Source organism: Marinactinospora rubrisoli, from assembly GCF_042664915.1.
Taxonomy (GTDB): domain Bacteria; phylum Actinomycetota; class Actinomycetes; order Streptosporangiales; family Streptosporangiaceae; genus Marinitenerispora; species Marinitenerispora rubrisoli.
The window spans coordinates 1-25,688 of sequence record NZ_JBHTBH010000016.1 but is presented as its reverse complement, the minus strand read 5'-3'; the positions used below and the strand labels follow the sequence as shown (position 1 = coordinate 25,688).

Below are 25,688 nucleotides of genomic sequence, written 5' to 3'. Positions count from 1 at the left end.
CCATCCTGGCTCCGGGACCCGCGTCGCGCCTTAGCGGTGCGCGCCGAGGGGCGCGCACCGCGCGCCGACCTCGCGGAGCGGCCGACGCATGGTTCCACCGCCGGAGCCGTACGCCACCGGTCCGGAAGCGCATGCAGGGTCCACTAGTGACTGAACGCGCGTCCGGGCGGCCGTCGCCGCCGCTCCGGTCAGCGTGCCCACCCGGCCAGTGGGCCGCGCGACAGGTGCCGCGGCGGTCCGGCCCGACCGGGCGCCGGCCGACGTGCCCGCGCCGCCGTTCGCCGCCGTCGGCGGTCGCGGCGATCCCGGCACCGGCGCCGACCACGCCCGCGCCGTCGAGGCGCTGCGCGCCGTCGCCCACACGATGGAGTTCACCGGCAGGAAACCCTCGACCGGGACTTCGCCGTCGGTCCGCTCGAAGGGCCGTGGCGGTCCGGCCGCCCGGAGGTGTTCACCGGCCGCGCCAAGGACGCCCGGCACCGGCGCATACTGATCGGCTGGCCCGACCGGATCACCGAGGACCTCATCGGCGAGGCCGGACAGGCCCGCACCAACGGACAAGGGCGGCTCCGCGATCGCCGAGGTGCACCGCGAGACCCACCTCGGAGACCGCACCGGACCCGGCCCGCCCGATTCCGGACCGTCCTCCGGCAGCCCGTTCGACCGGCGAACACGCGGCGGCCGACGAACCGCCGGATTCGGTGACACGCGGCGGCCGCACCCGCTGAGCGTTCGTGGTCATCACACCGGGGTCGCGTGGCACAGGGGAGAGGGCTCGCCGCGTCCCCGTACGGACACCGGTGCCCCACCTCCCACCTGCTGGGTAAGCGCTTACAGCACTTACGTGTGACGGAGCTCGCATCAGCCCGCCCGGCCGTGCGGCTTCGGCGCTGGGTACTGGCGTGGTGGGGTGGGATGAAGTACCTTGGAAAGCGCTTTCTCGTTGAAAGGTAGGACAAATGGGAGATCAGGTGCTCGGCGTCGCCATGAACGGCGTCACCGGCCGCATGGGCTACCGCCAGCATTTGACACGGTCGATCCTGGCCATCCGGGAGGCCGGGGGAGTGCCGCTACCGGACGGGACCCGGGTCATCCCCGAACCCGTCCTCGTCGGGCGGTCGGCCGGCAAGCTCCGCGAGATCGCGGCGCGCCACGACATCCCCCGTTGGAGCACCGATCTCGACACCGTGCTCTCCGACGACTCCATCTCGGTCTACTTCGACGCGCAGATCACCAGCGCCCGCGAGGAAGCCGTCCGGGCCGCCATCGCCGCCGGCCGGCACGTCTACGCCGAGAAGCCCGTCGCCGCCACCTACGGCGCCGCGCTGGAACTCGCCAAACTCGCCCGCGCCGCCGGGGTCCGCAACGGCGTCGTCCAGGACAAGATCTTCCTGCCCGGCCTGCTCAAATTGCGCCGCCTGGTCCGCTCCGGCTTCTTCGGGCGGGTGCTGTCCGTCCGCGGCGAGTTCGGGTACTGGGTGTTCGAAGGCGACTGGCAGGCCGGCCAGCGCCCCAGCTGGAACTACCGCGCCGAGGACGGCGGCGGCATCGTCCTGGACATGTTCCCGCACTGGCACTATGTCCTGGAGCACATCTTCGGGCCGGTGCGCGCCGTCACCGCCCGCGCCGTCACCCACATCCCGCGCCGGTGGGACGAGAACGGTGAGCCCTACGACGCCACCGCCGACGACGCCGCCTACGGCATCTTCGAACTCGACGGCGGCGTCATCGCCCAGATCAACTCCTCCTGGTGCGTCCGGGTCGACCGCGGCGAACTCGTGGAGTTCCAGGTCGACGGCACCGAGGGCAGCGCCGTCGCCGGCCTGCGCCACTGCCGGGCCCAGCACCGGTCCGCCACCCCCCGCGCCGTCTGGGATCCCGACGCCGGGCGCGACGAGCCCTACCGGGACCAGTGGGAGTCCGTCCCCGACAACGACGAGTTCGACAACGGCTTCCGCGCGCAGTGGGCCCTCTTCCTCCGGCACGTCTGCGCCGGCACCCCCTTCCCGCACGACTTCCTCTCCGGCGCCCGCGGACTGCAGCTCGCCGAGGCCGGGCTGCGCTCGTCGCGCACCGGCGGCCGCGTCGAACTGGAGGAGGTCACGCTCCCGTGACCCGCACTCTGCGCCTGCCCACGCCCGACGGCCGGCTCGCCCCCCACACGCTGCGCGGCACGGGGCCGGACCGGCCGGCCACCGCGAAAGTCGGCACCCCACCGCGCACCCGCACCGCCTACGCCGCCGCCCACGTCGTGGCCGACCCGCTCGCCGACAACGCGCCCGGTGCCCCCGCCCGGCTCGACTGGGAGGCGACGCTCGCCTTCCGGCACCGGCTCTGGGACCTCGGCCTCGGAGTCGCCGACGCCATGGACACCGCGCAGCGCGGCATGGGCCTGGACTGGCCGGCCACCGCGGAGCTGATCCGCCGCTCGGCCGCCGAGGCGGCGACGCGCGGCGCGGCGATCGCCTGCGGCGCGGGCACCGACCACCTCGACCCGCACTGCCCCGACCTGGAAAGCGTTCTCGCGGGCTACCGAGAGCAACTGGAGGTGGTCGAGTACGCCGGCGCCACCCCCGTGCTCATGGCCAGCCGGCAGCTCGCCGGCCTGGCCCGCGGCCCCGAGGACTACGCCGCCGTCTACGGGCGGCTGCTCACCGAGGCCGGGCGCCCGGTCATCCTGCACTGGCTCGGCGCCGCCTTCGACCCCGCCCTGGCCGGTTACTGGGGCCACGACGACCCCGCCGACGCCATCCCGTTCGTCGCCGACCTGATCCGCGCGCACGCCGACCGCGTCGACGGGATCAAGGTCTCCCTCCTCGACGCCGCCCTGGAGGTCCGGCTGCGCAACCTGCTGCCGCCCGGCGTCAAGCTCTACACCGGCGACGACTTCAACTATCCCGAGCTCATCAGGGGCGACGCCGACGGCCACTCCCACGCGCTGCTCGGCGTCTTCGCCGCCATCGCCCCGGCCGCCGCCGCGGCGCTGCACGCCCTCGACGACGGCGACACCGCCCGCTACGACGCGCTGCTGGCCCCCACCGTGCCGCTCGCCCGGCACCTGTTCGCCGCCCCCACCTACTACTACAAGACCGGCATCGCCTTCCTCGCCTGGCTCAACGGCCACCAGCGGGCGTTCAGCATGGTCGGCGGCCTGCAGAGCGCGCGCGGCCTCCCCCACCTGGCCGAGGCGTTCCGGCTCGCCGACGCCGCGGGCGTGCTCACCGACCCCGACCTCGCCGCGCTGCGCATGCGCCGGCTGCTCGCCGTGGCGGGGGTGGACGAGTGACCGGCGCCCCCACCGCCCGCACCGCGCCGCGCGACGTCCCCTCCGGCCGGCCCGCCGCCGTCCCCACACCGCAACCCGGCGACCCCCGCCTCGCCCGTCTCGCGGTGAACCAGATGACCGTCCGGTCCTGGGGCGTGCGCGATCTCGTGCAGGGCTGCCTGCGCGCCGGCATCCCCGCCGTCGGGCTGTGGCGCGAGCCCGTCGCCGAGGCCGGGCTGTCCGCCGCCGCCCGGTGGGTCCGCGACGCCGGCCTGCGGGTCTCCTCCTACTGCCGCGGTGGCTTCCTCACCGGTGCCGACCGCGCCGCCGCCCTGGACGACAACCGGCGCGCCGTCGACGAGGCCGCCGAACTCGGCGCCGCCTGCCTGGTCATGGTCGTCGGCGGGCTCGGCGCGCACGGCCGGGACCTGCCCGGCGCCCGCGCCCGCGTCGCCGACGCCCTCGCCGAGCTCGCCCCCTACGCCGCCGAACGCGGGGTCCGCCTCGGCCTGGAGCCGCTGCACCCCATGTTCTGCGCCGACCGCGCCGTGCTGTCCACCCTCGGACAGGCCCTCGACCTCGCCGAGACCCTGCCCGGCGCCGGCGTGGTGGTCGACGCCTACCACGTGTGGTGGGATCCGCAGGTGGCGGAGCAGATCCGGCGGGCCGGGGCCGCCCACCGGATCGTCTCCTTCCAGACCTGCGACTGGACCCTCCCCCTGCCCGCCGACGTGCTGGAGGGGCGCGGGATGCCCGGCGACGGCCACGTGGACCTGCGCGCCCTGCGCACCGCCGTCGACGCCGCCGGATACACCGGCGACATCGAGGTGGAGATCTTCAACGCCGATGTCTGGGCGGCCGACCCCGACGACGTCATCGCCACCATCGCCCGCCGGCACGTCCAGCACGTGCTCTGACCGCCGCCCGCACCCCGGCGGCCGTGCCCGCCGGCCGGACTCCGGACCCACCGTTCAGCGCGCCCGACCCAGCAGAGAGGACCCTCCAACGGTGCACTTCGACGGAATCCTGTTCTTCCCGGTCACGCCCTTCACCGATGCCGGTGCCGTGGCCGAGGACGCGCTCGCCGAGCACGTCGCCGCCGGGCTCGCGCACCGCCCCGGCGGTGTGTTCGCCGCCTGCGGCACCGGCGAGATCCACGCCCTCTCCGGTGCCGAGCACGCCCGCGTCGTCCGCGTCGCGGTCGAGACCGCCGCCGGCCGGGCGCCGGTGATCGCCGGCGCCGGCGGCAGCGTCGCCACCGCCGTCGAGCAGGCCGCCGCCGCGCGCGACGCCGGCGCCGACGGCGTGCTGCTGCTCCCGCCCTACCTCGTCAACGCCCCGCAGCGCGGCCTGGTCGACTACGTGCGCACCGTGGCCGAAGCGGTCCCGATCCCGGTCATCGCCTACCAGCGCGGCACCATGGTGTTCACCCCCGACACCGCCGCCGAGGTCGCCGCGCTGCCCGGCGTGGTCGGCATCAAGGACGGCGTCGGCGACCTGGACCGCATGGCGCGCATCGTGGCGGCGGTCCGGGCGCGCCGCGGACCGGAGTTCACCTTCTTCAACGGGCTGCCCACCGCCGAACTCACCGTCCGCGCCTACCAGGGCGTCGGCGTGCACCTGTACTCCTCGGCGGCCTTCGCGTTCGTCCCCGAGATCGCCACCGCCTTCTACCGGGCGGTGCGCGAGGGCGACCCGCTCGCCGACACCCTGCTCGACGTCTTCTACCAGCCGCTGGTGCGACTACGCGACCGCGCGCCGGGTTACGCGGTGTCGCTCGTCAAGGCCGGCGTGCGCCTGCGCGGCGGCGCGGCCGGCGGCGTCCGGCCGCCCTTCACCGACCCCACCGAAGCCGAGGTCGCCGAGCTGTCGGCGATCATCGACGCCGGGCTGGCGGCCGTCAAGGACCTCCCCCTCACCGCGCCATGCTGATCGCCGACCTCAGCGCCGCCGCCTACCGCCTGCCGCTCGCGCGCGCCTGGGACGGCGGCGTCGACCGCAACGACCTCGTCGTGCTGCGCCTGCGCACCGACACCGGCGCCGTCGGCACCGGGTTCGCCTGGACGCCCAAGATCGGCGCCGGAGCCGTGCTGGCCCTGCTCCGCGACGACTGCCCCGAGGCGCTGATCGGGCGCCCCGCCGTCCCCGGGCCCCGGTGGCGCGACCTGCGGCACCACCTGCGCGAGGCCGGCACCACCGGGCTGACCGGGCTCGCCACGGCGGCCGTGGACATCGCGCTGTGGGACCTCGCCGCCCGGACGGCCGGCCGCCCGCTGACCGACCTGATCGGCCGGTGCCGCGACCGGGTGGCCGCCTACGGCAGCGGCGTCAACCTCGACTACGAGCTGCCCGACCTGCTCGACCAGGTGCGCGGCTGGCTCGCGGCCGGGCACCGCGCGGTCAAGATCAAGGTCGGCTCACCCGAGCTGGAGCGCGACGTCGAACGGGTCGCCGAGGTCCGGCGGCTGATCGGCCCGCACCGCCGGCTGATGCTCGACGCCAACCAGCGCTGGGACGTGCCCACGGCCGTCCGCGCGCTGCGCGCGCTCGCCCCGTTCGAGCCCGACTGGATCGAGGAGCCGCTGCCCGCCGACGACCTCGCCGGGCACGTGCGGCTGCGCGCGGCCACGCCGGTGCCGTTCGCCGTGGGGGAGAACCTGCGCAGCGTCGCGGAGTTCCGCGCCGCGATCGAGGCCGGGGTGTGCGACGTGGCCCAGCCCAACGTGGTGCGCGTCGGCGGCATCACCCCGTTCCTGCGCGTCGCCGACCTCGCCGCCGACCACAGCGTCCCGGTCGCCCCCCACCTGCTGCCGGAACTGTCCGCCCAGCTCGCGGTGTGCGTGCCGCTCGCCGCCATGGTCGAGGACATCGACCGCGCGTCATTCGGCGCGCTGGGTGCGCTCGCCGGTCCGAGCGGGGTACGCGTGCGGGACGGGTACGCCGACGTGGCGACCGGCCCCGGTCACGGGCTGGACTTCGCCACCGGCACCATGACACCGCTGCCCGCGGCGGGCGGCTAGCTGTACTGACCACGGAGGTCGGTAACACCGGCCCCGGCGGAAACAACGAAGAGGGCCTCCGGTAACGGTGTGGATGTCCGACGTCCCACCGCCCGGAAGGCCCTCAACGCCCCACACCACCCAGGCCAACGCCCGCCTGACCCCTGCCGGTCGCCCGGCCCTGGCTCGCTGCGCGGTGGAGGACCGATGGCCCCCGCGCCGCGCGGCCGAACGCTTCCAGGTCGCGGTGACCACCGCCCAGCGCTGGGCGGGCCGCTACCGCGCCCACGGCCACCCGCACACCGCCATCCACGACCACACCCGCCCGGCCTACACCGAGATCCCGGACGACGAGAGGAAGGACACCGCCACCTGGGCGCGGGCGGCGGCCCACTTCGCCCCGGGTGAGCATCGCGGTGGAGCGGGTGCCGACCGGCAACGGGTCCCGCCACACGTCCCGGCTGTGGCGCGAGGCCCTGGCCCGAGGCAAGATCACGCACAAGCGCACCCGGCCCTAGGCCCCAGACCAACGGCAACGCCGAACGCTTCCACCGCACCCCGGCCGAGAAACGGGCCTACACCCGCCCCTACCGCTCAGAGACCCAACGCCGGCAGGCGTTCGCGAGCCGGCCGCATCACCACGATCACCACCGGTTCCACACCACGATCGGCGGCCCCCGCCACCCGCGTACCTGACCTCTCAGGTCAGTACACCTGGATCGTTGATGGGAGATCATGGAACCGGCTGCGGGCATAGCCAAGGGCGTCCACCATCAGCGGGTGAAGACGAACCCGGAGGCCCTTCAGGCCGCACTCCACGTCCATCCCGGGCCGGAGCGGCCGCTCACCCGGGCGGGCCGGTCCGCGCGGCCGTGGCCACGTACTCCTGGGATGCGACCCCGGACGATGGTTGCCGCACCCGGCACCGACCCGGATCGGCCAGCTCTTCCCACGCCCGCCCGGCCACCCGGGAGTACGACCCGCACCCGCGGCGCCCCGCGCTCAGGCTCCCGTCGGCGCCGCCGTGCTGTCGCGCACCACGACCTCGCCGGCCACCGACACCGTGCGGGGCCCGGCGGGCCGGCTCTCCTCCAGGGCGAGGCGGGCGGCCTCCTCGCCCATCCACTCAAGGGGCAGCCGTACGGTGGTCAGCCCCGGGGTGAGGTCGCGCAGCGTGGGGATGTCGTCGAACCCCGCGACGGACAGGTCGTGCGGCACCCGCAGGCCGGCGTCGCGCAGCGCCGCCATGGCGCCGGTGGCCATGACGTCGTTCACCGCGAACAGGCAGGTGGCGTCGGTGCCGGTGGCGAGCAGCCGCCGGGTCGACTCGTAACCGCCGTCCCGGGTGAACGCCCCGTGCACAACGTTGTGCGGGTCGAGCGCGATGCCACCGGCCGACAGCGCCGAGTGGAAGCCGTCCAGCCGGTCGCGCGCGGTGCGCAGGTCGGTCGGCCCGGCCAGGATCGCGAACCGGCGGTGGCCGAGTTCGAGGAGGTGCCGCGCCAGCGCAGCAGCGCCGTTGCGGTTGTCCGGCACCACCGTGTCGGCCGGCAATCCCTCCTGGGACACGCACGCCACCCGGCCGCCCTGCCGGGTGAACATGGTGATCTCCTCGGCCAGCCCGCCCCCGGTCTCGTCGTCGACGGTGCGGCTGCCCGCGAGCACCACGGCCCGCGCGCGGTGCGAACGCAGGGTGGCCAGCAGTTGCGTCTCGCGGCGCGGGGCGCGGCCGGTGGTGCCCAGCACCACGATCAGGCCCTGCTCCTCGGCGGCCCTGGTCACGCCGGAGGCGATGCTGGAGAAGTACGGGTCCGCGATGTCGTGGACGACCAGGCCGACGAGGGTGCTGGTGTTGCGGGCCAGCGTCTGCGCCGACGCGTTGGCCAGGTACCCCAGCTCATGGGCGCTGGCCGTCACTCGCCGGCGCAGTTCCTCGCCCACCTGCCTGGTGCTGCCGTTGAGGACGCGGGAGGCGGTCGCCAGCGAGACCCCGGCATGCCGGGCGACCTGTTCCAGAGTCACGTAACCGCTGCCCACGACTCAACCCCTCTGGCGGTTGGAAAACTCTTTCCCCATGATCATAGAAGCGGCGGAGAGCCGGTGACCAGCGAGCACGGCGCGGTCGTTGGTGATGCCTACCACGGTTCCGCGGTTCTGTCGACTCTGAGCCGTCTCAGGAGGCGGGGGCGGAAGCCCCCAGCTCGGTCCGCCAGCTCCGCCGCGGCCGCCACCCGACGGACGCGCGGGCGGCCGCGTTGGAGAACGCCGGCAGGTCCCCGGTGAGGCCGTCGGCGAGCCCGGCGGTGCCGGGGTGGAAGCGCGGCAGCAGCTCGGCGAGCGGCGCCCGGGCCAGCGCGTCGTCGGCGATCGCGTGCAGGATCTGCCCGCTGCGCACGTCCCCGGGCCGCTCGGCGAGCAGCGCGAACAGCTCCGCGGCGTCGCGGGCGTCCACGTAGTTGAACAGGGAGCCGGCCGCGAGTTCCGGCCGGTCCAGCCGCTCGGCGACGGTGTGCCCCTGCTGGGTGGGCGCCCCGGCCCACTCCTCCGGCGCGATGACGTACCCAGGCCGGACGGCGGCGAACACGCACCGCTCGCCCTCGGCCCGCGCGAGCGTGCGCACCGTCTCCTCGATGATGGCCTTGGACAGCCCGTAGGAGTGCAGCGGCGCCACCGGGTGCTCCTCGTCCAGGGGCAGCCGCAGCGGCCGCCACCCGGGCGTGCCGTAGCCGAACACGGTGGGGCTGGACGCCGCCACGGCGATCCGCGCCCCGGCCCTCGCCGCGTCGGAGAGCACCGTCCAGGCCAGCAGGGTGTTGATCTCCAGGATCTCGGTGTCCGGACGGCTGTGCGGGACCGCGATGCCGGCGAGGTGCAGCACCGCCTCGGGCCGGGCCTCGGCGAACACCTCCGAGCGCGCGGCGTCGTCCAGCAGGTTCACCACCCGCTGGGTCGCCTGCGGGGCGATCGGCCCGGCGGTGAGGTCGGCCGAGACCACCTGGTGACCGCGCTCCACGAGGACCGCGACGACGCTGCGGCCGAGCCTGCCGGCTCCGCCGGTGACGAGGACGCGCATGACTGCCTTTCCGTTCGGGGTGCCGGCGAGGGCACGAGGGAACTGGTCGACCGGCCGGCCCGGGAGGTCGGCACGGGCCGGCCGGCGGTCGGGGGAGCGCCTCTCCGGGCGGGCCGGCCACCGCGGTCGCGGGAGCGGTCGGGCATGGCCGCCCTTCCCTTCGTCGGGGCGGGATCCCCGGATACGTGGGGAACCGCGGTGCGGAAAGCGCTTACAGGGCAGATTGGCACGCCGCGGTGACCACGTCAATGGGCGGCCGGAACCGGCCGCCCATTGACGTGGTGGTGGCGCCTCGACGGGGCTCCGGCCGGAGGCGGCGCACCGACGCTCGCGGCCGTTCCTGCGGTGGGCGCGGCGGCTACTGCCAGGCCCGGACCAGGTCCTCGGGGCCCCAGTGCGCTGCGAGAGGCACATCGGGTGTCACCCCGCAGCGGGACACGGCCACCAACGGAGTCGCCGGCTCGGCTCCGGGGACCGCGAGCTTGTCGCGCACCAGCGCCTCGTACTCGCGCGGCCCGAACGGCTGGGTGTCCAGCCACTTGATGGATCCGACGAAGTGAACCTGGCCGGCAATGGGCTGGCGGTCCGCGCCGATCAGGTCGATCTCAGGCTTGTTCTGCCGGTTCCACCATCCGCCGATCGCCTCCGTCTCCGGCCACCTCTCGTCAGGCAGCGACCTGAGCAGCGACTCACGGATGACGGGTTCGACGGCGCGCCCTCGCCAGCTGCTCCATGAACTTTCGATGCGCTCCAGCGCCAGATCACCGCGACCGCGTTCGATGAGCGGAATCCCCCGCTGCAGGAAGGCGAGCCAGAACCGCAGGTACGGATCGGCGATCCGATACCTCTTGTTCTTGCTGTCCGCCTTGGTGGACAACGGGAGATCGGCGGCCAGGACACGCTTGGCCAGCAAGGTGTTCAGCAGTGGGGAGAGCGTGCCCGACGGCAACGCGCCGGTGCCTCCGGTCTGTGCGGCGATGGCGCCGAAAGTCCGCTCACCGCTGCCGACCGCCTCCAGCACCGCCCGCGAGAGCGACGCCTCAGGGAATTCGCCCAGCAACGACAACTCGCCCGCCGCCAGCAGCGGAGACAACGGATTGGCCACCGCCTCGCGCAGGAAGTCCTTTCGGCTCATCCCGGAACGCCATGACTGAACGATCTCGGGGAAGCCCCCCGTGATCAGCAGCGCGTCCATGGCATCCGCCGCATCCAGCCCGGTCATGGCCTGAACGTCGGCGAGGTGCAGGGGCTGGACGGTCATCTTCGCCGCGCGGCCGAAGAACGGCCGGCCGTAGGACCGCAGCGCCTCCATCACCGACATGTCACTGCCGACCAGAATCAGCAGGATCGGCTTGGCGGACAGGTGGCGATCCCAGACGGTCTGCAGTGCCCCCTCGAACTCCTGGTCCTGCTCTACCAGCCAGGGCACCTCGTCGATCACCGCGATACTCGGGGCGTCGTGGGGGGCGGCGATCGCCAGGGAGCGAAGGGCCTGGTTCCAGTCCGCCGCCTGAAGCCCGGCCACCAACTCGGCCCCGGGCAGCGACGACTGTGCGAGCATCGCGGTGAAATCCGCCCGCTCGGCCACGGCGTTACGGCCACGGGTCGCCTGGAACACGACGTAGGGAAGTCCGGAGCGGTCGCAGAACTCCTGCACCAAGCGGGACTTCCCCACCCGGCGCCGCCCCGTCATGATCACGGCCTGCCCTCGCGACGCGCCATGGCCGTCGGCCACTAGTTCGAGCTGCCGAGCCAGTACGCCAAGGTCGGCCGCCCGCCCTTTGAACTCCATGAGCACCACCGCTCGAACAGTAGATCCGATCTAACGTAGATTGAATCTACCTTAATGAAGAAAGAGTTATCACCGGGCTCAGGGCGGGGACATCGCCGGCTTCCGCAGGGGCGAACGCGTCCGCCACACACTGTGGCAGGGCGGCTAGCCCCCCGCCCGCACCCGGAACGCCCCGAACTCCGCGAACCCGCCCGGCGCCGCCCGTACCGTCTCGGGGGCCGTCACCGCGAACAGGCCGAGCGTCGCGCCCACCCACCGGCCGGCCGTGGCCGGGTGCGGCGGGCCGATCGGACGCGTACGGCCGCCGGAGCCGAACCGGAACCGGCACAGCCCCCGCGCGTCGACCGACACCTCCAGGTCCACCGGCCCGTCCGGATCCGGCAGCGGTACCGACCGGTCGGGGAGCGGCGTGGCGCCCGCGGGGGCCGGGCCGGAGCGCCGGACCAGGAAGCAGCCGTGCGGGCCGACGTGCTTGCGGCGGACCCCGATCCAGGCGTAGGCGTCGCCGAGCACCATGAGCCCCGCCGAGCCGCCGGGGGCCAGCCCCGCAGGGAACAGCCGGGTCGACACCGTGCACGGCACCGCGGGCAGCCGCTGGCCGAGCACGTTGGGCGCCAGGCGCAGGTCGCCGTCCCCGGGGCCGGGCAGCGCGGTGAGCCGCAGCCGGCCGCCGCCCACCGTGTACCAGCCCGCGCCCGGGTTGGCCTGCCACGTCCACTGCGGGCCGAGTTCCGTGGACGTGAAGTCGTCGTCGGCGGCCGGGCCGGCCGCCGGGCCGCGCGGCCCGGCGGGGACGGTGTGCTCCGGCACCGGTGTCCCGCAGCCGGTGCCGCCGGGATCCGCGCCGATCACCGGCCAGCCGTCCGGGCGCCAGGTCATCGGCTGCAGGTGCACGACCCGGCCGAAACGGCCACGGTCCTGGAAGTGCAGGAACCAGTCGCCCCCGGCGGTGTCGGACACCCACGCGCCCTGGTGCGGCCCGTTCACCGGGCCGCGGTTGCGCGCCAGCACGATCCGGTGCTCGTACGGGCCGTCGACCGTGCGGGAGCGCAGCACCGACTGCCACCCGTCCGCCACCCCGCCCGCGGGCGCGAAGATCCAGTACCAGCCGCCGTGCCGGTACAGCTTAGGACCCTCCAGGGTGTGGCAGCCGGGGATCAGGTCGCCGTCGACGAGCACCCGCCCCTCGTCGAGCAGCCGCGTGCCGTCCGCGCTCATCCGGTGCAGCGTGAGCCGGTTGTGGACGCCGCTGCGGCTCCGGGCCCACGCGTGCACGAGGTAGGCGTCGTCGCCGTCCCACAGCGGGCACGGGTCGATGACGCCGTAACCGCCCTTGACCAGGTGCGGCTGCGTCCACGGCCCGCGCGGGTCGGCGGCGGTCAGCACGAACACCCCATGGTCGGGATCGCCGTAGTAGAGCCGGAACCGGCCGTCATGCCAGCGCAGCGCCGGAGCCCAGACACCGCAGCCCCGCCGCGGCGTCGAGTAGTGCGCCTCCGGCGGAAGCCGCGGCAGCGCGTGCCCCAGAAAGGACCAGTTGACCAGGTCCCGGGAGTGCAGTAACGGCAGCCCCGGCGCCCGGTTGAAGCTGGACGCCACCAGATAGAAGTCGTCGCCGACCCGGACCACGTCGGGGTCGGAGAAGTCGGCCGCGAGCACCGGGTTGCGGTACCGTCCATCGCCCTGGTCGGCCCGCCACACCGGGGCGCGCGCGGCCGCCGGACTCACCCCACGCCTCCCGGTGGCTCCTCCGCCCCGGCCGCCGCCTCCAGCGCCGAGCGGGCCACCGGGACGAGCGCGTCGAGGCCGGCCGGGGCCGGATGGCCGTCCAGCACCACGGTGGCGGTCCGCCGCCGTAGCCAGCCGCCGGTGTCCAGCCATAGCGGCCGGTCCCAGGCCAGTGCCGCCCCCACGCCCGGGTACTGGCCGGCGCGCAGGAACCACGGGTCGGGGTCGGGCGGGAAGGCTAGGAACACCAGGGTCCAGGGCGCGCCGTCGCCGGGAGCCGCGCCGCTCATCGCCAGCCACGGTGCGCGGGTGCCGTGCAGCGCCTCCTCGCCCTCCAGGCCGGGACCCAGGCAGCGCGGTGGCTCCTTGCCAAGGGGCGCCCGCCAGAAGAACCCGCCGTACCCGGCACCGGGCCGGCCGTTGGTGGCGGGGCTGCCGATCCGCAGCGGGCGCCCGGCGGAGTTGCGCAGCCGGACGTCGATGTCCAGCGCCCAGGCGCCGCCGCCGGGGGCCGCCACGGGCACCGCGCGCACCGTGCGCCGCTCCTCCAGCAGGACGGTGCCGTCTGGCCCGCGCCAGGCCAGCCGCTGCACGTATCCGTCGTCCGCGCGGCGGTCCCAGGACACGTGCTCCTGGCGGCCGTGGTTGGCCAGCATGGTCGACCCGCGGTCCCGGACGAACGTGCGGCCGCCCCAGAAATTGGCCCCGGCGACGTCGGCCACGGCCACGCCGACCCCGAGATGGTGCGCGTGGTCCTCGGGCTGGAACTCCGACACCGTGGTGCCGCCCAGCGTGCGGACCGGGTGCAGGTACGGGCGGGGGGACAGCAGCGGATCCAGATCGGCGCCGTCGTGGTGGGTGGCCAGGACGCGCCCGGCGAGCCGCAGCACGGGGGCCCCGGCGGACGTTTCCTCGGGTCGCTCGCCGGTCATCGCGGCACCTCCAGGCCACTCGCGTTCTCGCTCGTCACGGCCCAGTCGGCGCCGAGCTCGGAGAACAGCGCGCGACGGCGCGCGCTCTCCTCGACCAGCTCCACGACACCGTGCACGACGCGGTGCACGCCGTCCTCGGCCACGTCCACCTGCTGGGCGGCCAGGGGGATGGGCCGCGGTTCGGGGGCGGTGCGCACCGCCTCCAGGACCGTCATGAACCCCGCCGTCGCCTCGCACGGCACCAGCAGCGGGACGCCGTCCCGCAGGTGCGCCACCAGGTTACGGAGCAGGTCGGTGCGCGGGTGGACCGTGACGGCCGGTGGCTCGCCCGGCCGTTCCAGCCGCACCTCGTCCAGGGTGTAGGTGAGCCGGACCCGCCCGGACTCGCCGTACACCGTCACGTGCGGCTCCTGACGGTACGGTGCGCACAGGGTCGCCGCCACCGTGACGGGAATCCCGTCCGGGGTGCGCAGCCGCACACAGGAGGTGTCATCGGCCTCGATCTCGTGGGCGTGGAACAGCTCCACCTCGACCTCGCCACCGAGCGCCCGCTCGGCGCCGCCCAGGGCGAGCGCGGTGGCCACCGCGTGCGCCAGCGGGTTGGTCAGCACCCCGTCGACGACGTCCCGGCCGTCCAGCCGGCGCCGTCCCGCCCAGTCGGCCCGCGCGTAGTAGGCGGACGTGCGCACCCAGGTGCCGGCGGCCCCGATACCGCGCACCGCGCCGATCGCACCTGAAGATACGAGTTCACGCACCGCGCCGATCGCGCTGGAGCCGAGGCTCTGGAAGCCGATCTGGCAGGCCAGGCCGGTCTCGCGGACCCGCTCGCACAGCGCGTGGTACTCCGCCAGCGTGGCGGTCGTCGGCTTCTCCAGCAGCACGTTGACACCGTGCGTGAGCGCGATGTCGGCCAGCGGCAGGTGGGTGTGGATGGGGGTGGCGATCACCGCGACCTCGGCGGGGACGCGCGCCAGCAGCGCGGCGAGGTCGCCGGACCACTCGACACCGGCCAGGTCGCCGGCGTCCTCCCCGGCCGGGGGAACACGGTCGCAGATCCCGGCGAGCTCGACGAGGCCCTCCGCGGCGAGCCGCCGGATGTTCGCCAGGTGCCACGACCCGTGCCCGTTCGCTCCGACCAGGACCACCCGCACCGGCGCCGCTCCGCCGCTCCCGCCGTCCACGCCACCAACTCCTCGCCCGGTACCAGATCAGCCTCGGCAAGCGCTTTCCAACCTAAACAGCGGGGTGATCCGGTGTCAACGGCCACCGGCGCCGATCCGGTCCTGCCGGGGCGTGCACTCGGCGTCAAGGAACCGGGCACGCAATGCCAACGACACCCGTGCCCTCCACCGCCACCATGGTGGGCGAGACGCGCGCCAACGCGCCGAAGGAAAGGGCACCCCCATGCCAGGAACCTTCTTCCGTACGCTGAAACGCGCCGCCGTCGCCATGCCGATGGCCGCGCTCGCCCTCGTGGCCGTCGCCGTTCCGGCATCCGCGCACACCCTTGAGGAGGCCGTGCGGTCCCCCTCGGGCTGCGGATGGTCGAGCGGCGGGTACGACACGCTGGACTCCGAGCCGGTCACCACCGGCTCCGGCACCCGCTACGGAACCGTGTACCTGCTGTGGAGCAGCACCTACCAGCAGAACTGCGTCGTCACCCTGAAGAGCTCCTACCACGGGACGAGCACCCGGACAGGCGCCGGGCTGTCCATTCAGGACGTCGGCCGCTACGGCGATGACGGCTCCTACGCCCACTACGCCGCGGTCGCGAGAGACGCTGCGGGACGCTGCGTCGCCTATGAGGGCTACATCTACTCCCCTGGCGGGACCCAGGCGTGGGGCGGCCGTCCCAGCTGGGGCAACTGCCGCTGACGCACGCCACGGCGTGGGCGGTCACGCGCCCGGCGTCGGCGCACACACCGGAGGAAGCGGTCCGCGCCTCCGGCGGCTGTGCATGGTCGAGCGGCGGGTACGACACGCTGGACTCCGACGCGGTCACCACGTCGGCAGGTGCGTCCGGTACGGGGTGTGGATCGGCACGCCATCGCCCACGGCGGTCGGCCACGGCGGCCGGAACTCGTGGGGCAACTGCGGCTGAACGCCGCCCCCCGGACGGACGTCAGCCCGCCCTGACACCGCTGGGGCAGGCCGGTGAACGGGCCCCGCCGTACCACCGTGACCGCGACGGCCGCTCGCGCCAGGTTTCCCGAGCGCGAGCGGCCGTCGCCGATGGACCGGCCGTCAGGCGTTCACGCGATCGCCCGCGCCGCCGTCCGCCGGCGGGGTGGCGGCGGACTCCGTCGCTTCGGCCGCCGTGGGCTGCGCCGCGGCGTCGCGGCGGTTCTTGTACAGGCTCGCCACGGTCGTGGCGATCAGGGTGAGCAGGATGACGACCAGCGACAGCCAGGTGGGGATCTCCGGCACGTGCAGGTCCGTGGTCTCGTGCAGGGCGTGCAGGATGAGCTTGACCCCGATGAAGCCGAGGATGAGCGCCAGGCCCTTGCTCAGGTACACCAGCTTGTCCAGCAGCCCGCCGATGAGGAAGTAGAGCTGGCGCAGGCCCATGAGCGCGAACGCGTTCGCGGTGAACACCAGGTACGCCTCCGAGGTGATCCCGAAGATCGCCGGGATGGAGTCCAGCGCGAACAGCACGTCGGTCATCCCGACCGCGACCATCACCATGAGCATCGGGGTGACCAGGCGCTTGCCGTCGACCTTCACGGTCAGCTTCGCCCCGTGGTAGACGTCGGTGGTCGGCAGCACCCGCCGCACCATCCGCACCGCCGCGTTCTCCTTGTACTCCTCGTCCTCGTCGCCGTCGGCGATGAGCTTCCAGGCCGTGTACAGCAGGAACGCGCCGAAGAGGAAGAACACGCCGGCGAAGGCGTTCACCACCGCGGCCCCCAGGGCGATGAACAGCCCGCGGAAGACGAGCGCGAGCGCGATGCCCACCAGCAGCACCCGCTGACGGTGCTCCGGCGGCACCGCGAACGAGCCGAGGATCAGGATGAACACGAACAGGTTGTCCATGCTCATCGAGTACTCGACGATCCAGCCGGTGAAGAAGTCCAGGCTCTGTTCGCCATCGGCGAACACCGCGATCCCGATCCCGAAGAGGATCGCGAGCGAAACATAGACCGCGATCCAGATCCCGGCCTCCCGCATCGACGGCTCGTGCGGCCGGCGGGCGATGATGACGAAGTCGAGCGCGATCACGCCGAGGAGGACGGCGATGGTCACCCCCCACACCCACGGTTGAATATCCACGTTGTCCCACTCCTGAGGTCCGAGGCACGGCCGGCCGTGCCAGCCCCGGGCGCTGGGCGGCGCCCGGGGCCGAGGATGTTTGCGTAGGTCGGGCCGGGACGGGGTCACCGTCCGCGGTCGGCCGCCCGTTCTCGACGACGGGCACCCACGGAACTCACGTGCTCGACGTAACGCGCGACGAGAGTTGCGGCCACGTCATTATGGCCGGTGATGCGCAGCAGCCAACGAGGGGCCAGCCGTTCGTGCAGCCAGAGGAACCCGATCGCGTACCCCAGGCTGAGCATCGCCTGGAACAGCAGGAAGGACGCCAGCGGCTCCCGCAGCACCGATTCCTGACCGATCGCCTGGGCCACCACGAACTCGTCCACCAGCCGGGACAGCGGGAACCCGACCAGCCAGAGCAGCGCCACCGGCCCCACGGCCCCGACCCCGACCCGGCCCGCGGCGAGCAGGACGCAGTACAGCATGCCGAACAGCGCCAGCGGAACCCCGAGCCCGACACCGATCGCCGCCACCATGCCCGCCGGCAGGTGCGCCAGGGCGGCGACGCCGGCGGCGAACGCCCCGCTGAGCAGGCCGATCGCCGCGCCCGGCAGCGCGACCTCGGCGTAGCTCACCGCGCGCGGCAGGACACGCGGCGACGTCTGGACGGTGGCGCCCATCAGCTCACCACCACCCCGTAGGCGAACAGCGAGTAGAACAGCGCGCCCAGGTAGAAACAGGCCGCGAACCCGATGATCACGTTGGACACGATCCCCGGCCGGATCGGCTTGGGCAGCGTGATGTTGTTGACCAGCAGCAGCACCACGCAGTAGGCGCCCATGGCGAACGTCGAGAGGAACGCGAGCACGTCCAGGATCGCCGCCGGGCCGTCCGCCGGACCGAACAGCAGCACGAGGATGCCGAACCCGATCAGCGCCCACAGGAAGAACGCGTACAGCTTGGAGATGCTGAACCGCTTGGCGCCCGGCACGAAGTAGTAGGTCATGTCCGCCTGGCCGCGCGAGAACGAGTCGAACAGGCCGAGCGTGGCGTTCAGGCCGATCAGCGCGATGAAGCAGAAGAACACGGTGCCCAGGACCGGGCTGCCCGCCGCGGCGAACGAGCCGGCCATCGCGTCCAGCGCCGCCTCGCGCTCCCCGTCGCGGATCACCTCGGTGACCCCGGGGTCCAGCCGCGCCGACGCCTGCGCCAGCACGGTGAACGCCACGGTCACCAGCATCGTGACACCCCAGAACAGCAGCAGCGCGTCGAAGGTCACCCAGCGCCGCCAGCCCTTCCACTTACGCATCTCCGCGGGGTCGGAGGTGTCGAACATGAACCCGCGCGAAGGCATGCTCTCCTGCTCCTCGGCGTGCCGCAGGCCGCGGATCCGCGGGATGTGCGCACCCATACCGGCGCCCTTGTCGCGCAGGTGCAGCGTGTACCACATCTGCTGCATGCCCGAGGGGCCCGCGAAGGCGATCGAGCCGACGATGATCGGGAACCAGGCCGGCGACAGCGCCTCCTCCGGCAGGTAGCCGAAGTGGAACATCCCGGTGATGGTGGAGGAGAGGTCGGCGAAGCTGCCCACCATGGCCGCCACCACCGACGTGCCCACCACCAGCAGCCCGATGCAGATGGAGAGCAGGCTCTCCAGCAGGTTGTACACGACCTTGGCGAGCGTGAACACCACGCCGACCAGCAGCATCCCGGCGACCGCCGTGGCCTGCCAGGGGATGCCGGTCACCCGTTCGAACGCCGAGGCCCCGGCCGACAGGTGCCCCGGCCAGATGTAGACCAGGATCGCCGTTATGAAGAAGAACCACATCAGCGGTTTGAACACCCGGGCCGCGCCGAAGAAGATGCTCTCCCCGGTGGCCATCGCGTAGCGCGACATCTCCAGCATGACCACGGCCTGCAGCGTGACGCCGATCAGGAACAGCCAGCGGATCTCCGGGCCGAAGACCAGCACCAGGCGCGGCCACATGTAGGACTCGCCCATGCCCACGCCGAGCGCGACGAGGAAGACGGTCGGGCCGAGGATGTGAATGGAGGGCGGCGCCTCGGGCAGCGGCCGGATGGGTAACGGCTCCAGCCTTCCGGCGCGCCAGAAGCGTTCCTTGGGGCGTTCCCGCGACGGAGCCGTACCGGAGGCGGCGGACCCGCCGGCCGACTCGTCCGGGGCGGGACGGCGCTGACGGGGGATCAGCGGTTTACGCGTCTCGTTCGGGGCACCGGCGGGAGTGGTGCCGCTGGGGTTGACGTCAGAGGAATCCATCCGTGGATCTCCCAGGAAGAGGAGTGGTCGTGAGCTGGTGGCCCCCATGCCCCCGTGCTCTTCGTGGTCACCTCCCTTCGGCGCGTGGCCTCCGGCTCGCGTCCCGGTCGCTGGCGGAACGAACGGGCGCGGCACCGGTCCCGGGCGGCCATCGGCGGCGGCTGCACGGCCGCCCGGGGTGTCGGGCGCCGGATCAGAGTAGTCCCGCGGCCCTGGCCCAGCGGTACTTGGCTCCCAGGACCTGGACCGGCTTCTCCGTGGTGTAGGGGTAGGCCACGATCCCGCGCTCGAAGAGGTAGGCGCTGGCCTGCTCGACCTCGGTGTCGCCGGACAGCGACGCCACCACCGGCTTGTCGATGCCCTTGGCCCGTGCCTCCTCCACGACCTTGGAGACCACCTCGGCGAACACCATCGGCGGCGTGACGATGGTGTGCCAGTAGCCGAGGATCAGGGCGTGCACCCGCTCGTCCTCCAGCCCGAGCCGGATGGTCTTCTCGTAGGTGGCGGGCGGCTCGCCGCCGGTGATGTCCACCGGGTTGCCGGCCGCGCCGAACGGCGGGATGAAGGCGCGGAACGCCTCGTCCAGGTCCGGCGGGATCTCGTACAGCGACATCCCGTTGTCCACGACCGCGTCGGAGAGCAGCACGCCCGAGCCGCCGGCGCCGGTGATGATGACGACGTTCTCCCCGGCCGGCGCGGGCAGCACCGGCAGGGCACGGCCGAACTCCAGCAGCTCGTTCAGGCCGGGTGCGCGCACCACGCCGGCCTGGCGCAGCACGTCGTCGTAGACCTTGTCGTCCCCGGCCAGCGCGCCGGTGTGCGAGCCCGCGGCCCGCGCCCCGGCCGAGGTCCGGCCCGCCTTGAGCACCACCACCGGCTTCTTCGGGACCACCTCGCGGGCCGCCTCGACGAAGGCGCGGCCGTCCTTGAGGTCCTCCAGGTGCATGGCGATGGCGTTGGTGTTCTCGTCCTGGCCGAAGAACGTGAGCAGGTCGTCCTCGTCGATGTCGGCCTTGTTGCCCACCCCGACGATCGCCGAGACGCCGGTGCGGGTGCTCCGGCTGTAGCCGAGGATCGCCATCCCGATGCCGCCGGACTGCGAGGTCAGCGCCGTGCCCCCGGCCACGTCGTAGGGCGTGCAGAAGGTCGCCGACAGCCGCTCCGGCGTGTAGTAGTAGCCGTAGATGTTGGGCCCGAGCAGCCGCACGCCGTGCTTGCGCGCGATGGCGAGCACCTCGTCCTGCAGCTCCTGCTCCCCGGTCTCGGCGAAACCGGAGGGGATGAGGATCGCGCCGGCGACGCCCTTGCGGCCCACCTCCTCCAGCGCGCCGGCCACGAACTTCGCCGGGATGGCGAAGACCGCGACGTCGACGTCCCCGGGCACCTCGGTGATGCTGCGGTAGGCCTTGCGCCCGTACACCTCGTCGGCCTTGGGGTTGACCGGGAAGATCTCGCCCGCGTAGCCGCCGTCGACGATGTTGCGCATCACCGAGTTGCCGATCTTGCCGGTCTCGTTGGAGGCGCCGATGACGGCGATCGAGCGCGGCCGGAAGATCCGGTTCATGGCGGTGAGGATCTCCTCGCGCCCGAACTGCTTGGGCCGGGCCGGCGGCGCGAAGTCGAGCACGAACCGCAGGTCGGCGGCCACGGCGCCGGTCTCGGTGGCGAACACCGGGTTGAGGTCGGCCTCGGCGATCTCGGGGAAGTCGGTGACCAGGTCGGAGAGCCGGCTGATCACCTCGGCCAGCTTCTCGCGGTCCACCCCGGCCTGGCCGCGCACGCCGGTCAGCACCTCGGCCGCCTTGATGTCGCCCACCTGGGCCAGCGCCTCGGCGGGCGTGACGGGCGCCAGCCGGAACGTGACGTCCTTGAGCACCTCCACCAGGACCCCGCCGAGCCCGAACACCACCAGCTTGCCGAACGTGGGGTCGGTGGTGGCGCCGATGATGACCTCCTGGCCGGCGCCCACCTGCTGCTGGATCTGCACGCCCGTGATGCGCGCCGCGGGGTCGTGGGCGCGGGCGTTGGCGACGATCCGGTCGTAGGCGGCGGCGACGTCCTCCGGCGAGGACAGCCCCACGGCCACCCCGCCGGCCTCCGTCTTGTGCAGGATGTCGGGTGAGACGATCTTGGCGACCACCGGCAGCCCGAGCTCACCGGCCAGCGCCGCCGCCTCCTCCGGCGAGGTGGCCAGGCCCTCGCGCGGGGTGGGGATGCCGTAGGCGGTGGCGACGGACTGCGCCTCGGGCGCGGTGAGCGAGCCGCGTCCCTCGGCGCGGGCGCGGTCCAGCACGGCGCGCACGGCGTCCCGGTCGTAGCCGTCCCGGCGAGCGGCTTCCCCGGTGGATTCCGCGGGTGTGCTCTGGGTGGCCAATTCAGATCACTCCGTTCGATTTGAGGGCGGTGAGTTCGTTGGGGGTGATGCCGAGTTCGCCCTGGTAGATGTCGGTGTTGTGCTCGCCGAGGAGGGGGGAGGGGTGGATGTCGGCGGGGGAGTCCGACAGCCGGATGGGCAGGCCCACGGTGGTGTAGCTGCCGCGTTCGGGGTGGGGGACGTCGACCACGATGCCGTTCTCGCGCAGGGTGGGGTCCTCGATGATCTCCCGGGTGGACAGGATCGGTCCGCACGGGATGTTGTGCGCGTTCAGCGCGGCCAGCACCTCCCACTTGGGCAGCTGGCTGGACCACTCCTCGATGAGGGCGAACGCCTTGTCGAGTTTGTCGAGCCGGGCTTCGGGGGTGGCCCACTCGGGATCGGTGGCGAGCTCGGGACGGCCGATCAGCCGGGTGATGGGTTCCCAGCCGGGCGGCTGAATGATCACGTAGACGTAATCGTTCGGGCCGCCGGGAGCGGTGCGCACGGCCCAGCCGGGCTGGCCGCCGCCGGAGGCGTTGCCGGAGCGCGGGACCTCCGCGCCGAAGCTCTCGTTGGGGTACTCGGCCAGCGGGCCGTGCTCCAGGCGCTGCTGGTCGCGGAGCTTGACCCGGCACAGGTTGAGCACGGCGTCCTGCATGGCGACCTCCACCCGCTGGCCGCGTCCGGTCCGGGTGCGCTGCAGCAGCGCCGCGAGAATGCCGGCAACGGTATGCATACCGGTGCCCGAATCGCCGATCTGCGCGCCGGTCGCCAGCGGGGGGCCGTCCTCGAACCCGGTGGTGCTCATGGAGCCGCCCATCGCCTGGGCGATCACCTCGTACGCCTTGTACTTCTCGTAGGCGCCGGGCCCGAAGCCCTTGATGGAGGCGTACACCAGCCGCGGGTTGACCTCGCGCAGCACCTCCCAGGTGAAGCCCATCCGGTCGAGGGCGCCGGGGGCGAAGTTCTCCACCAGCACGTCGGACCGCCGGACGAGGTCGAGGAAGATCTCCTTGCCCCGCTCGGTCTTGGTGTTGAGGGTGATGCTGCGCTTGTTGGAGTTCAGCATCGTGAAGTACAGGCTGTCCACGTCGGGCAGGTCGCGTAGCTGCCGCCGGGTGATGTCGCCGCTGGGCGCTTCCAGCTTGACCACGTCGGCGCCGAGCCAGGCGAGGATCTGGGTCGCCGACGGCCCGGACTGCACATGGGTCATGTCGAGGACGCGAACGCCGTCCAGTGCCTTCGTCATGGTGCGTCTCCCGGACTGAGGATCACTTGTACATGGTCTGGTTGCGGGTACCGGGCGCGTAGACCTCGGGGTCGATCCAGACGTTGATCAGCGACGGCTTGCCGGACTCGCGGGCGCGGCGCAGCGCCGGGCCGATCTCGGCCGGGTCGTGCACCTCCTCGCCGTAGCCGCCGAGCATCTTGGCGAACTCCGAGTAGCGGACGTCGCCGAGCGTGTTGCCGACGTTGCCGCGGTCCTCGCCGTACTTGGCGATCTGGCCGTAACGGATCTGGTTCATGGAGGAGTTGTTGCCGATGATCCCGACGAAGGGGAGGTTGAAGCGGACCAGCGTCTCGAAGTCCCAGCCGGTGAGGCTGAAGGCGCCGTCGCCGAACAGCGCGACGATCTCCTTGTCCGGCCGGGCGTACTTGGCCGCCATCACGAACGGGATCCCCACGCCGAGCGTGCCGAGCGGGCCCGGGTCGAGCCAGTGGCCGGGCGACTTGGGCTGCACGACCTGGCCGGAGAAGGTGACGATGTCGCCGCCGTCGCCGATGTAGATCGAGTCCTCGGTGAGGAAGTCGTTGATCTCGCTGACCAGGCGGTACGGGTGGATCGGCGCGGCGTCGGAGGTGAGCAGCGGTGCGCGCTTCTCCAGCGCCTGGCGCTCCTGGGCGCGCAGCTCCTCCAGCCACGCCTTGCGGCCCTGCGCGCCGTTGTCGCCGTAGCCGGAGGTGGCCTGCAGCACCGCCGACAGGATGACGTCGGCGTCGCCCACGATCCCCAGGTCGATGTCGCGGTTGCGGCCCACGGTCGCGTACGACAGGTCGATCTGCACCACCGTGGCGTCGGGGGAGAGCCGCTTGCCGTAGCCCATCCGGAAGTCGAACGGGGTGCCCACGATGATGATCAGGTCGGAGTTGGTGAACGCGTAGCGGCGCGACAGCTGGAAGTGGTGCGGGTCGCCGGGCGGGAGCGTGCCGCGGCCGGCGCCGTTCATGTAGGCGGGGATGTTGAGCGCGCGCACCAGCTCGGTCGCCGAGTCGGTGGCACGGGTGGTCCACACCTGGTTCCCGAGCAGGATGCTCGGCTTCTCCGAGCGCACCAGCAGCTCGGCCAGCCGCTCGATCGCCGCGGGGTCGCCGGCCTGCCGGGTGGACGCGCGGTAGTGGCCGGCCTTGGGGATTCGGGCCTTCTCCACCGGCACCGAGGCGTCCAGGATGTCGCGCGGGATCTCCAGGAAGGACGGGCCGGGCGCGCCGTTCAGGGACTCCCGGAACGCCATCGAGACCATGTCGGCGACCCGCTCGGTGTGCGGCACGGTGGCCGCGAACTTGGAGATCGGGGTGATCATGTCGACGTGCGGCAGGTCCTGCAGCGAGCCCATCTTGTGCTGGCTGAGGGCGCCCTGGCCGCCGATGACCAGCAGTGGGCTCTCGGCGCGGTAGGCGTTGGCGATGCCGGTGACGGCGTCGGTGGTGCCGGGTCCGGCCGTGACCACCGCGCAGCCGGGCTTGCCGGTCACCCGCGCGTAGCCGTCGGCGGCGTGCGCCGCCACCTGTTCGTGCCGGACGTCGATGACGTCGATGCCCTCGTCGACGCACCCGTCATAGATGTCGATGATGTGGCCGCCGCACAGCGTGAAGATCACGTCGATGCCCTCGGCCTTGAGCGCCTTGGCCACCAGGTGGCCACCGGAGATGGTCGTTCCGTCGCTCTGCTGGTCCGCCATATGCCTGCTCAACTCCTCCAGCGGCGCGCCGAGCCGGCACGCGCCACGGCTCGTGAATACTGCATACCGTATGGGTTCCATTGCTACATGACGTCGTGGCGCGTGTCCAGACCGCAGTGGCGGCGGATCTTCCGGTGGCCGGAGTGCCACCCGAACGGGGATTGCATACTGCATACGATGTGGCGTATGACAGGAGGGAACCGACGTACGTGACCCGAAGGAGGCCCGATGGACCTCTACGAACACGAGGCGAAACAACTGTTCGGCGAGCACGGCGTGCCCCTCGTGCAGCGCCAGCTGGCCGGCACCCCCGAGCAGGCGGCCCTCAGCGCGCAGCGGCTCGGCGGCCGGGTGGTGGTGAAGGCGCAGGTCAAGACGGGTGGCCGCGGTAAGGCGGGCGGCGTGAAGGTCGCCGATGGTCCCGAGGACGCCCGAGCCAAGGCCGGGCAGATCCTGGGCATGGACATCAAGGGCCACACCGTGCACCGGGTGCTGGTGGAGGAGGCCAGCGAGATCGCGGAGGAGTACTACTTCTCGGTGCTGCTGGACCGGGCGAACCGGACCTTCCTGTCGATCTGCTCCGCCGAGGGCGGCATGGACATCGAGGAGATCGCCGCCACCCGGCCGGACCGGGTGGTGCGCACCCCCATCGACCCGGTGCGCGGCCTCGACCGGGACACCGCGCGGGAGATCTGCGAGCGCGCCGGGCTCCCCACGCCGACCCACCCGCACATCGCCACGGTGCTGTCCCGGCTGTGGCAAGTGGCCCGGGAGGAGGACGCCGTCCTGGTGGAGGTCAACCCGCTGGCCCGCACCTCCGACGGCCGGATCCTCGCCCTGGACGGCAAGGTGACGCTCGACGACAACGCCGCCTTCCGCCACCAGGAGCGCGCCCCGTTCCACGACGACGAACACGGCGATCCGCGTGAGGTCGCGGCGAAGGCTAAGGGGCTGAATTATGTGAAGCTGGACGGCCAGGTCGGGATCATCGGTAATGGTGCGGGTCTGGTGATGTCCACGCTGGACGTGGTGGCCTATGCCGGTGAGGCGCAC

At 72.9% G+C, this 25,688-nt stretch carries 19 protein-coding genes and 1 pseudogene; 8 read left to right on the top strand and 12 right to left on the bottom strand.

All coding sequences use genetic code 11. From position 1 onward, the window contains the following. The first annotated feature begins 959 nt into the window (after nt 1–959). The 6 genes and pseudogenes from ACFQRF_RS25655 to ACFQRF_RS25630 all read left to right on the top strand — a co-directional run bounded on the left by ACFQRF_RS25655 (nt 960) and on the right by ACFQRF_RS25630 (nt 7,021). Nucleotides 960–2,114, top strand: coding sequence for a Gfo/Idh/MocA family protein (locus ACFQRF_RS25655; protein WP_379873768.1), 1,155 nt, complete (start codon nt 960–962; stop codon nt 2,112–2,114). Beyond that, nucleotides 2,111–3,286, top strand: coding sequence for a dihydrodipicolinate synthase family protein (locus ACFQRF_RS25650; protein WP_379873767.1), 1,176 nt, complete (start codon nt 2,111–2,113; stop codon nt 3,284–3,286). The genes ACFQRF_RS25655 and ACFQRF_RS25650 overlap by 4 nt, the downstream gene beginning before the upstream one ends. Continuing rightward, a complete protein-coding gene (locus ACFQRF_RS25645) occupies nt 3,283–4,182 on the top strand; it encodes a sugar phosphate isomerase/epimerase family protein (RefSeq protein WP_379873766.1) in 900 nt (299 codons plus the stop codon). The genes ACFQRF_RS25650 and ACFQRF_RS25645 overlap by 4 nt, the downstream gene beginning before the upstream one ends. A gap of 91 nt (nt 4,183–4,273) precedes the next feature. Then, nucleotides 4,274–5,197 (top strand): 5-dehydro-4-deoxyglucarate dehydratase, encoded by a 924-nt coding sequence (locus ACFQRF_RS25640; RefSeq protein ID WP_379873765.1) that lies wholly within the window; start codon nt 4,274–4,276, stop codon nt 5,195–5,197. Further along, nucleotides 5,191–6,285 (top strand): mandelate racemase/muconate lactonizing enzyme family protein, encoded by a 1,095-nt coding sequence (locus ACFQRF_RS25635; protein ID WP_379873764.1) that lies wholly within the window; start codon nt 5,191–5,193, stop codon nt 6,283–6,285. Before ACFQRF_RS25640 ends, ACFQRF_RS25635 begins: the two co-directional genes overlap by 7 nt. Nucleotides 6,286–6,358: 73 nt before the next feature. After that, nucleotides 6,359–7,021 (top strand): annotated as a pseudogene (locus ACFQRF_RS25630) (integrase core domain-containing protein). A gap of 245 nt (nt 7,022–7,266) precedes the next feature. On the opposite strand, the gene ACFQRF_RS25625 reads toward ACFQRF_RS25630, so the two are convergent. The 6 genes from ACFQRF_RS25625 to ACFQRF_RS25600 form a co-directional block, all read right to left on the bottom strand. Beyond that, nucleotides 7,267–8,301, bottom strand: coding sequence for a LacI family DNA-binding transcriptional regulator (locus ACFQRF_RS25625; RefSeq protein ID WP_379873763.1), 1,035 nt, complete (start codon nt 8,299–8,301; stop codon nt 7,267–7,269). A gap of 136 nt (nt 8,302–8,437) precedes the next feature. Next, nucleotides 8,438–9,337 (bottom strand): NAD-dependent epimerase/dehydratase family protein, encoded by a 900-nt coding sequence (locus ACFQRF_RS25620; protein WP_379873762.1) that lies wholly within the window; start codon nt 9,335–9,337, stop codon nt 8,438–8,440. A 358-nt stretch (nt 9,338–9,695) separates the two neighbouring features. Further along, nucleotides 9,696–11,129, bottom strand: coding sequence for an ATP-binding protein (locus ACFQRF_RS25615; RefSeq protein WP_379873868.1), 1,434 nt, complete (start codon nt 11,127–11,129; stop codon nt 9,696–9,698). Nucleotides 11,130–11,273: 144 nt separating this feature from the next. Continuing rightward, on the bottom strand, nt 11,274–12,857 hold the full coding sequence (locus ACFQRF_RS25610; protein ID WP_379873761.1) for a glycoside hydrolase family 43 protein: 1,584 nt from the start codon (nt 12,855–12,857) through the stop codon (nt 11,274–11,276). Further along, nucleotides 12,854–13,789 (bottom strand): DUF6807 domain-containing protein, encoded by a 936-nt coding sequence (locus ACFQRF_RS25605; protein ID WP_379873760.1) that lies wholly within the window; start codon nt 13,787–13,789, stop codon nt 12,854–12,856. Before ACFQRF_RS25605 ends, ACFQRF_RS25610 begins: the two co-directional genes overlap by 4 nt. Next, nucleotides 13,786–14,970 carry a Gfo/Idh/MocA family protein gene (locus tag ACFQRF_RS25600; RefSeq protein WP_379873759.1) on the bottom strand — a complete coding sequence of 395 codons (1,185 nt, stop codon included), beginning with the start codon at nt 14,968–14,970 and terminating at the stop codon, nt 13,786–13,788. Before ACFQRF_RS25600 ends, ACFQRF_RS25605 begins: the two co-directional genes overlap by 4 nt. A 223-nt stretch (nt 14,971–15,193) precedes the next feature. Here ACFQRF_RS25600 and ACFQRF_RS25595 point away from each other — a divergent pair, with 223 nt between their 5' ends. Further along, nucleotides 15,194–15,664, top strand: coding sequence for a hypothetical protein (locus tag ACFQRF_RS25595; protein ID WP_379873758.1), 471 nt, complete (start codon nt 15,194–15,196; stop codon nt 15,662–15,664). 369 nt (nt 15,665–16,033) lie between these two features. Here the strand turns inward: ACFQRF_RS25595 and ACFQRF_RS25590 are convergent, their stop codons facing one another. From ACFQRF_RS25590 to ACFQRF_RS25565, 6 genes are all read right to left on the bottom strand, one after another. Further along, nucleotides 16,034–17,059, bottom strand: coding sequence for a TerC family protein (locus tag ACFQRF_RS25590; RefSeq protein ID WP_379873757.1), 1,026 nt, complete (start codon nt 17,057–17,059; stop codon nt 16,034–16,036). Nucleotides 17,060–17,163: 104 nt separating this feature from the next. After that, on the bottom strand, nt 17,164–17,721 hold the full coding sequence (locus ACFQRF_RS25585; protein ID WP_379873756.1) for a hypothetical protein: 558 nt from the start codon (nt 17,719–17,721) through the stop codon (nt 17,164–17,166). After that, entirely contained in the window at nt 17,721–19,319 is a 1,599-nt protein-coding gene (locus ACFQRF_RS25580; protein WP_379873755.1) for an Nramp family divalent metal transporter, read from the bottom strand. The genes ACFQRF_RS25585 and ACFQRF_RS25580 overlap by 1 nt, the downstream gene beginning before the upstream one ends. 193 nt (nt 19,320–19,512) lie before the next feature. Further along, nucleotides 19,513–21,693: an acetate--CoA ligase family protein gene (locus tag ACFQRF_RS25575; RefSeq protein ID WP_379873754.1), complete on the bottom strand. Its 2,181-nt coding sequence runs from the start codon at nt 21,691–21,693 to the stop codon at nt 19,513–19,515. A 1-nt stretch (nt 21,694) separates the two neighbouring features. Continuing rightward, nucleotides 21,695–22,924, bottom strand: coding sequence for a formyl-CoA transferase (frc, locus tag ACFQRF_RS25570; RefSeq protein WP_379873753.1), 1,230 nt, complete (start codon nt 22,922–22,924; stop codon nt 21,695–21,697). Between the two features lie 22 nt (nt 22,925–22,946). Next, nucleotides 22,947–24,635 carry a thiamine pyrophosphate-binding protein gene (locus ACFQRF_RS25565; RefSeq protein WP_379873752.1) on the bottom strand — a complete coding sequence of 563 codons (1,689 nt, stop codon included), beginning with the start codon at nt 24,633–24,635 and terminating at the stop codon, nt 22,947–22,949. A 228-nt stretch (nt 24,636–24,863) separates the two neighbouring features. Here ACFQRF_RS25565 and ACFQRF_RS25560 point away from each other — a divergent pair. Beyond that, a partial coding sequence (locus tag ACFQRF_RS25560) for an ATP-grasp domain-containing protein (protein ID WP_379873751.1) occupies nt 24,864–25,688 on the top strand: 825 nt, incomplete at its 3' end.

Bases quoted from the DNA above. Each gene is read 5' to 3' on its own strand.
- ACFQRF_RS25620 (WP_379873762.1), bottom strand. From the start codon at position 9,337: ATGCGCGTCCTCGTCACCGGCGGAGCCGGCAGGCTCGGCCGCAGCGTC.
- ACFQRF_RS25615 (WP_379873868.1), bottom strand. From the start codon at position 11,129: ATGGAGTTCAAAGGGCGGGCGGCCGACCTTGGCGTACTGGCTCGGCAG.
- ACFQRF_RS25595 (WP_379873758.1), top strand. From the start codon at position 15,194: ATGCCAGGAACCTTCTTCCGTACGCTGAAACGCGCCGCCGTCGCCATG.
- ACFQRF_RS25585 (WP_379873756.1), bottom strand. From the start codon at position 17,721: ATGGGCGCCACCGTCCAGACGTCGCCGCGTGTCCTGCCGCGCGCGGTG.
- ACFQRF_RS25635 (WP_379873764.1), top strand. From the start codon at position 5,191: ATGCTGATCGCCGACCTCAGCGCCGCCGCCTACCGCCTGCCGCTCGCG.
- ACFQRF_RS25605 (WP_379873760.1), bottom strand. From the start codon at position 13,789: ATGACCGGCGAGCGACCCGAGGAAACGTCCGCCGGGGCCCCCGTGCTG.
- frc (WP_379873753.1), bottom strand. From the start codon at position 22,924: ATGACGAAGGCACTGGACGGCGTTCGCGTCCTCGACATGACCCATGTG.
- ACFQRF_RS25580 (WP_379873755.1), bottom strand. From the start codon at position 19,319: ATGGATTCCTCTGACGTCAACCCCAGCGGCACCACTCCCGCCGGTGCC.
- ACFQRF_RS25565 (WP_379873752.1), bottom strand. From the start codon at position 24,635: ATGGCGGACCAGCAGAGCGACGGAACGACCATCTCCGGTGGCCACCTG.
- ACFQRF_RS25655 (WP_379873768.1), top strand. From the start codon at position 960: ATGGGAGATCAGGTGCTCGGCGTCGCCATGAACGGCGTCACCGGCCGC.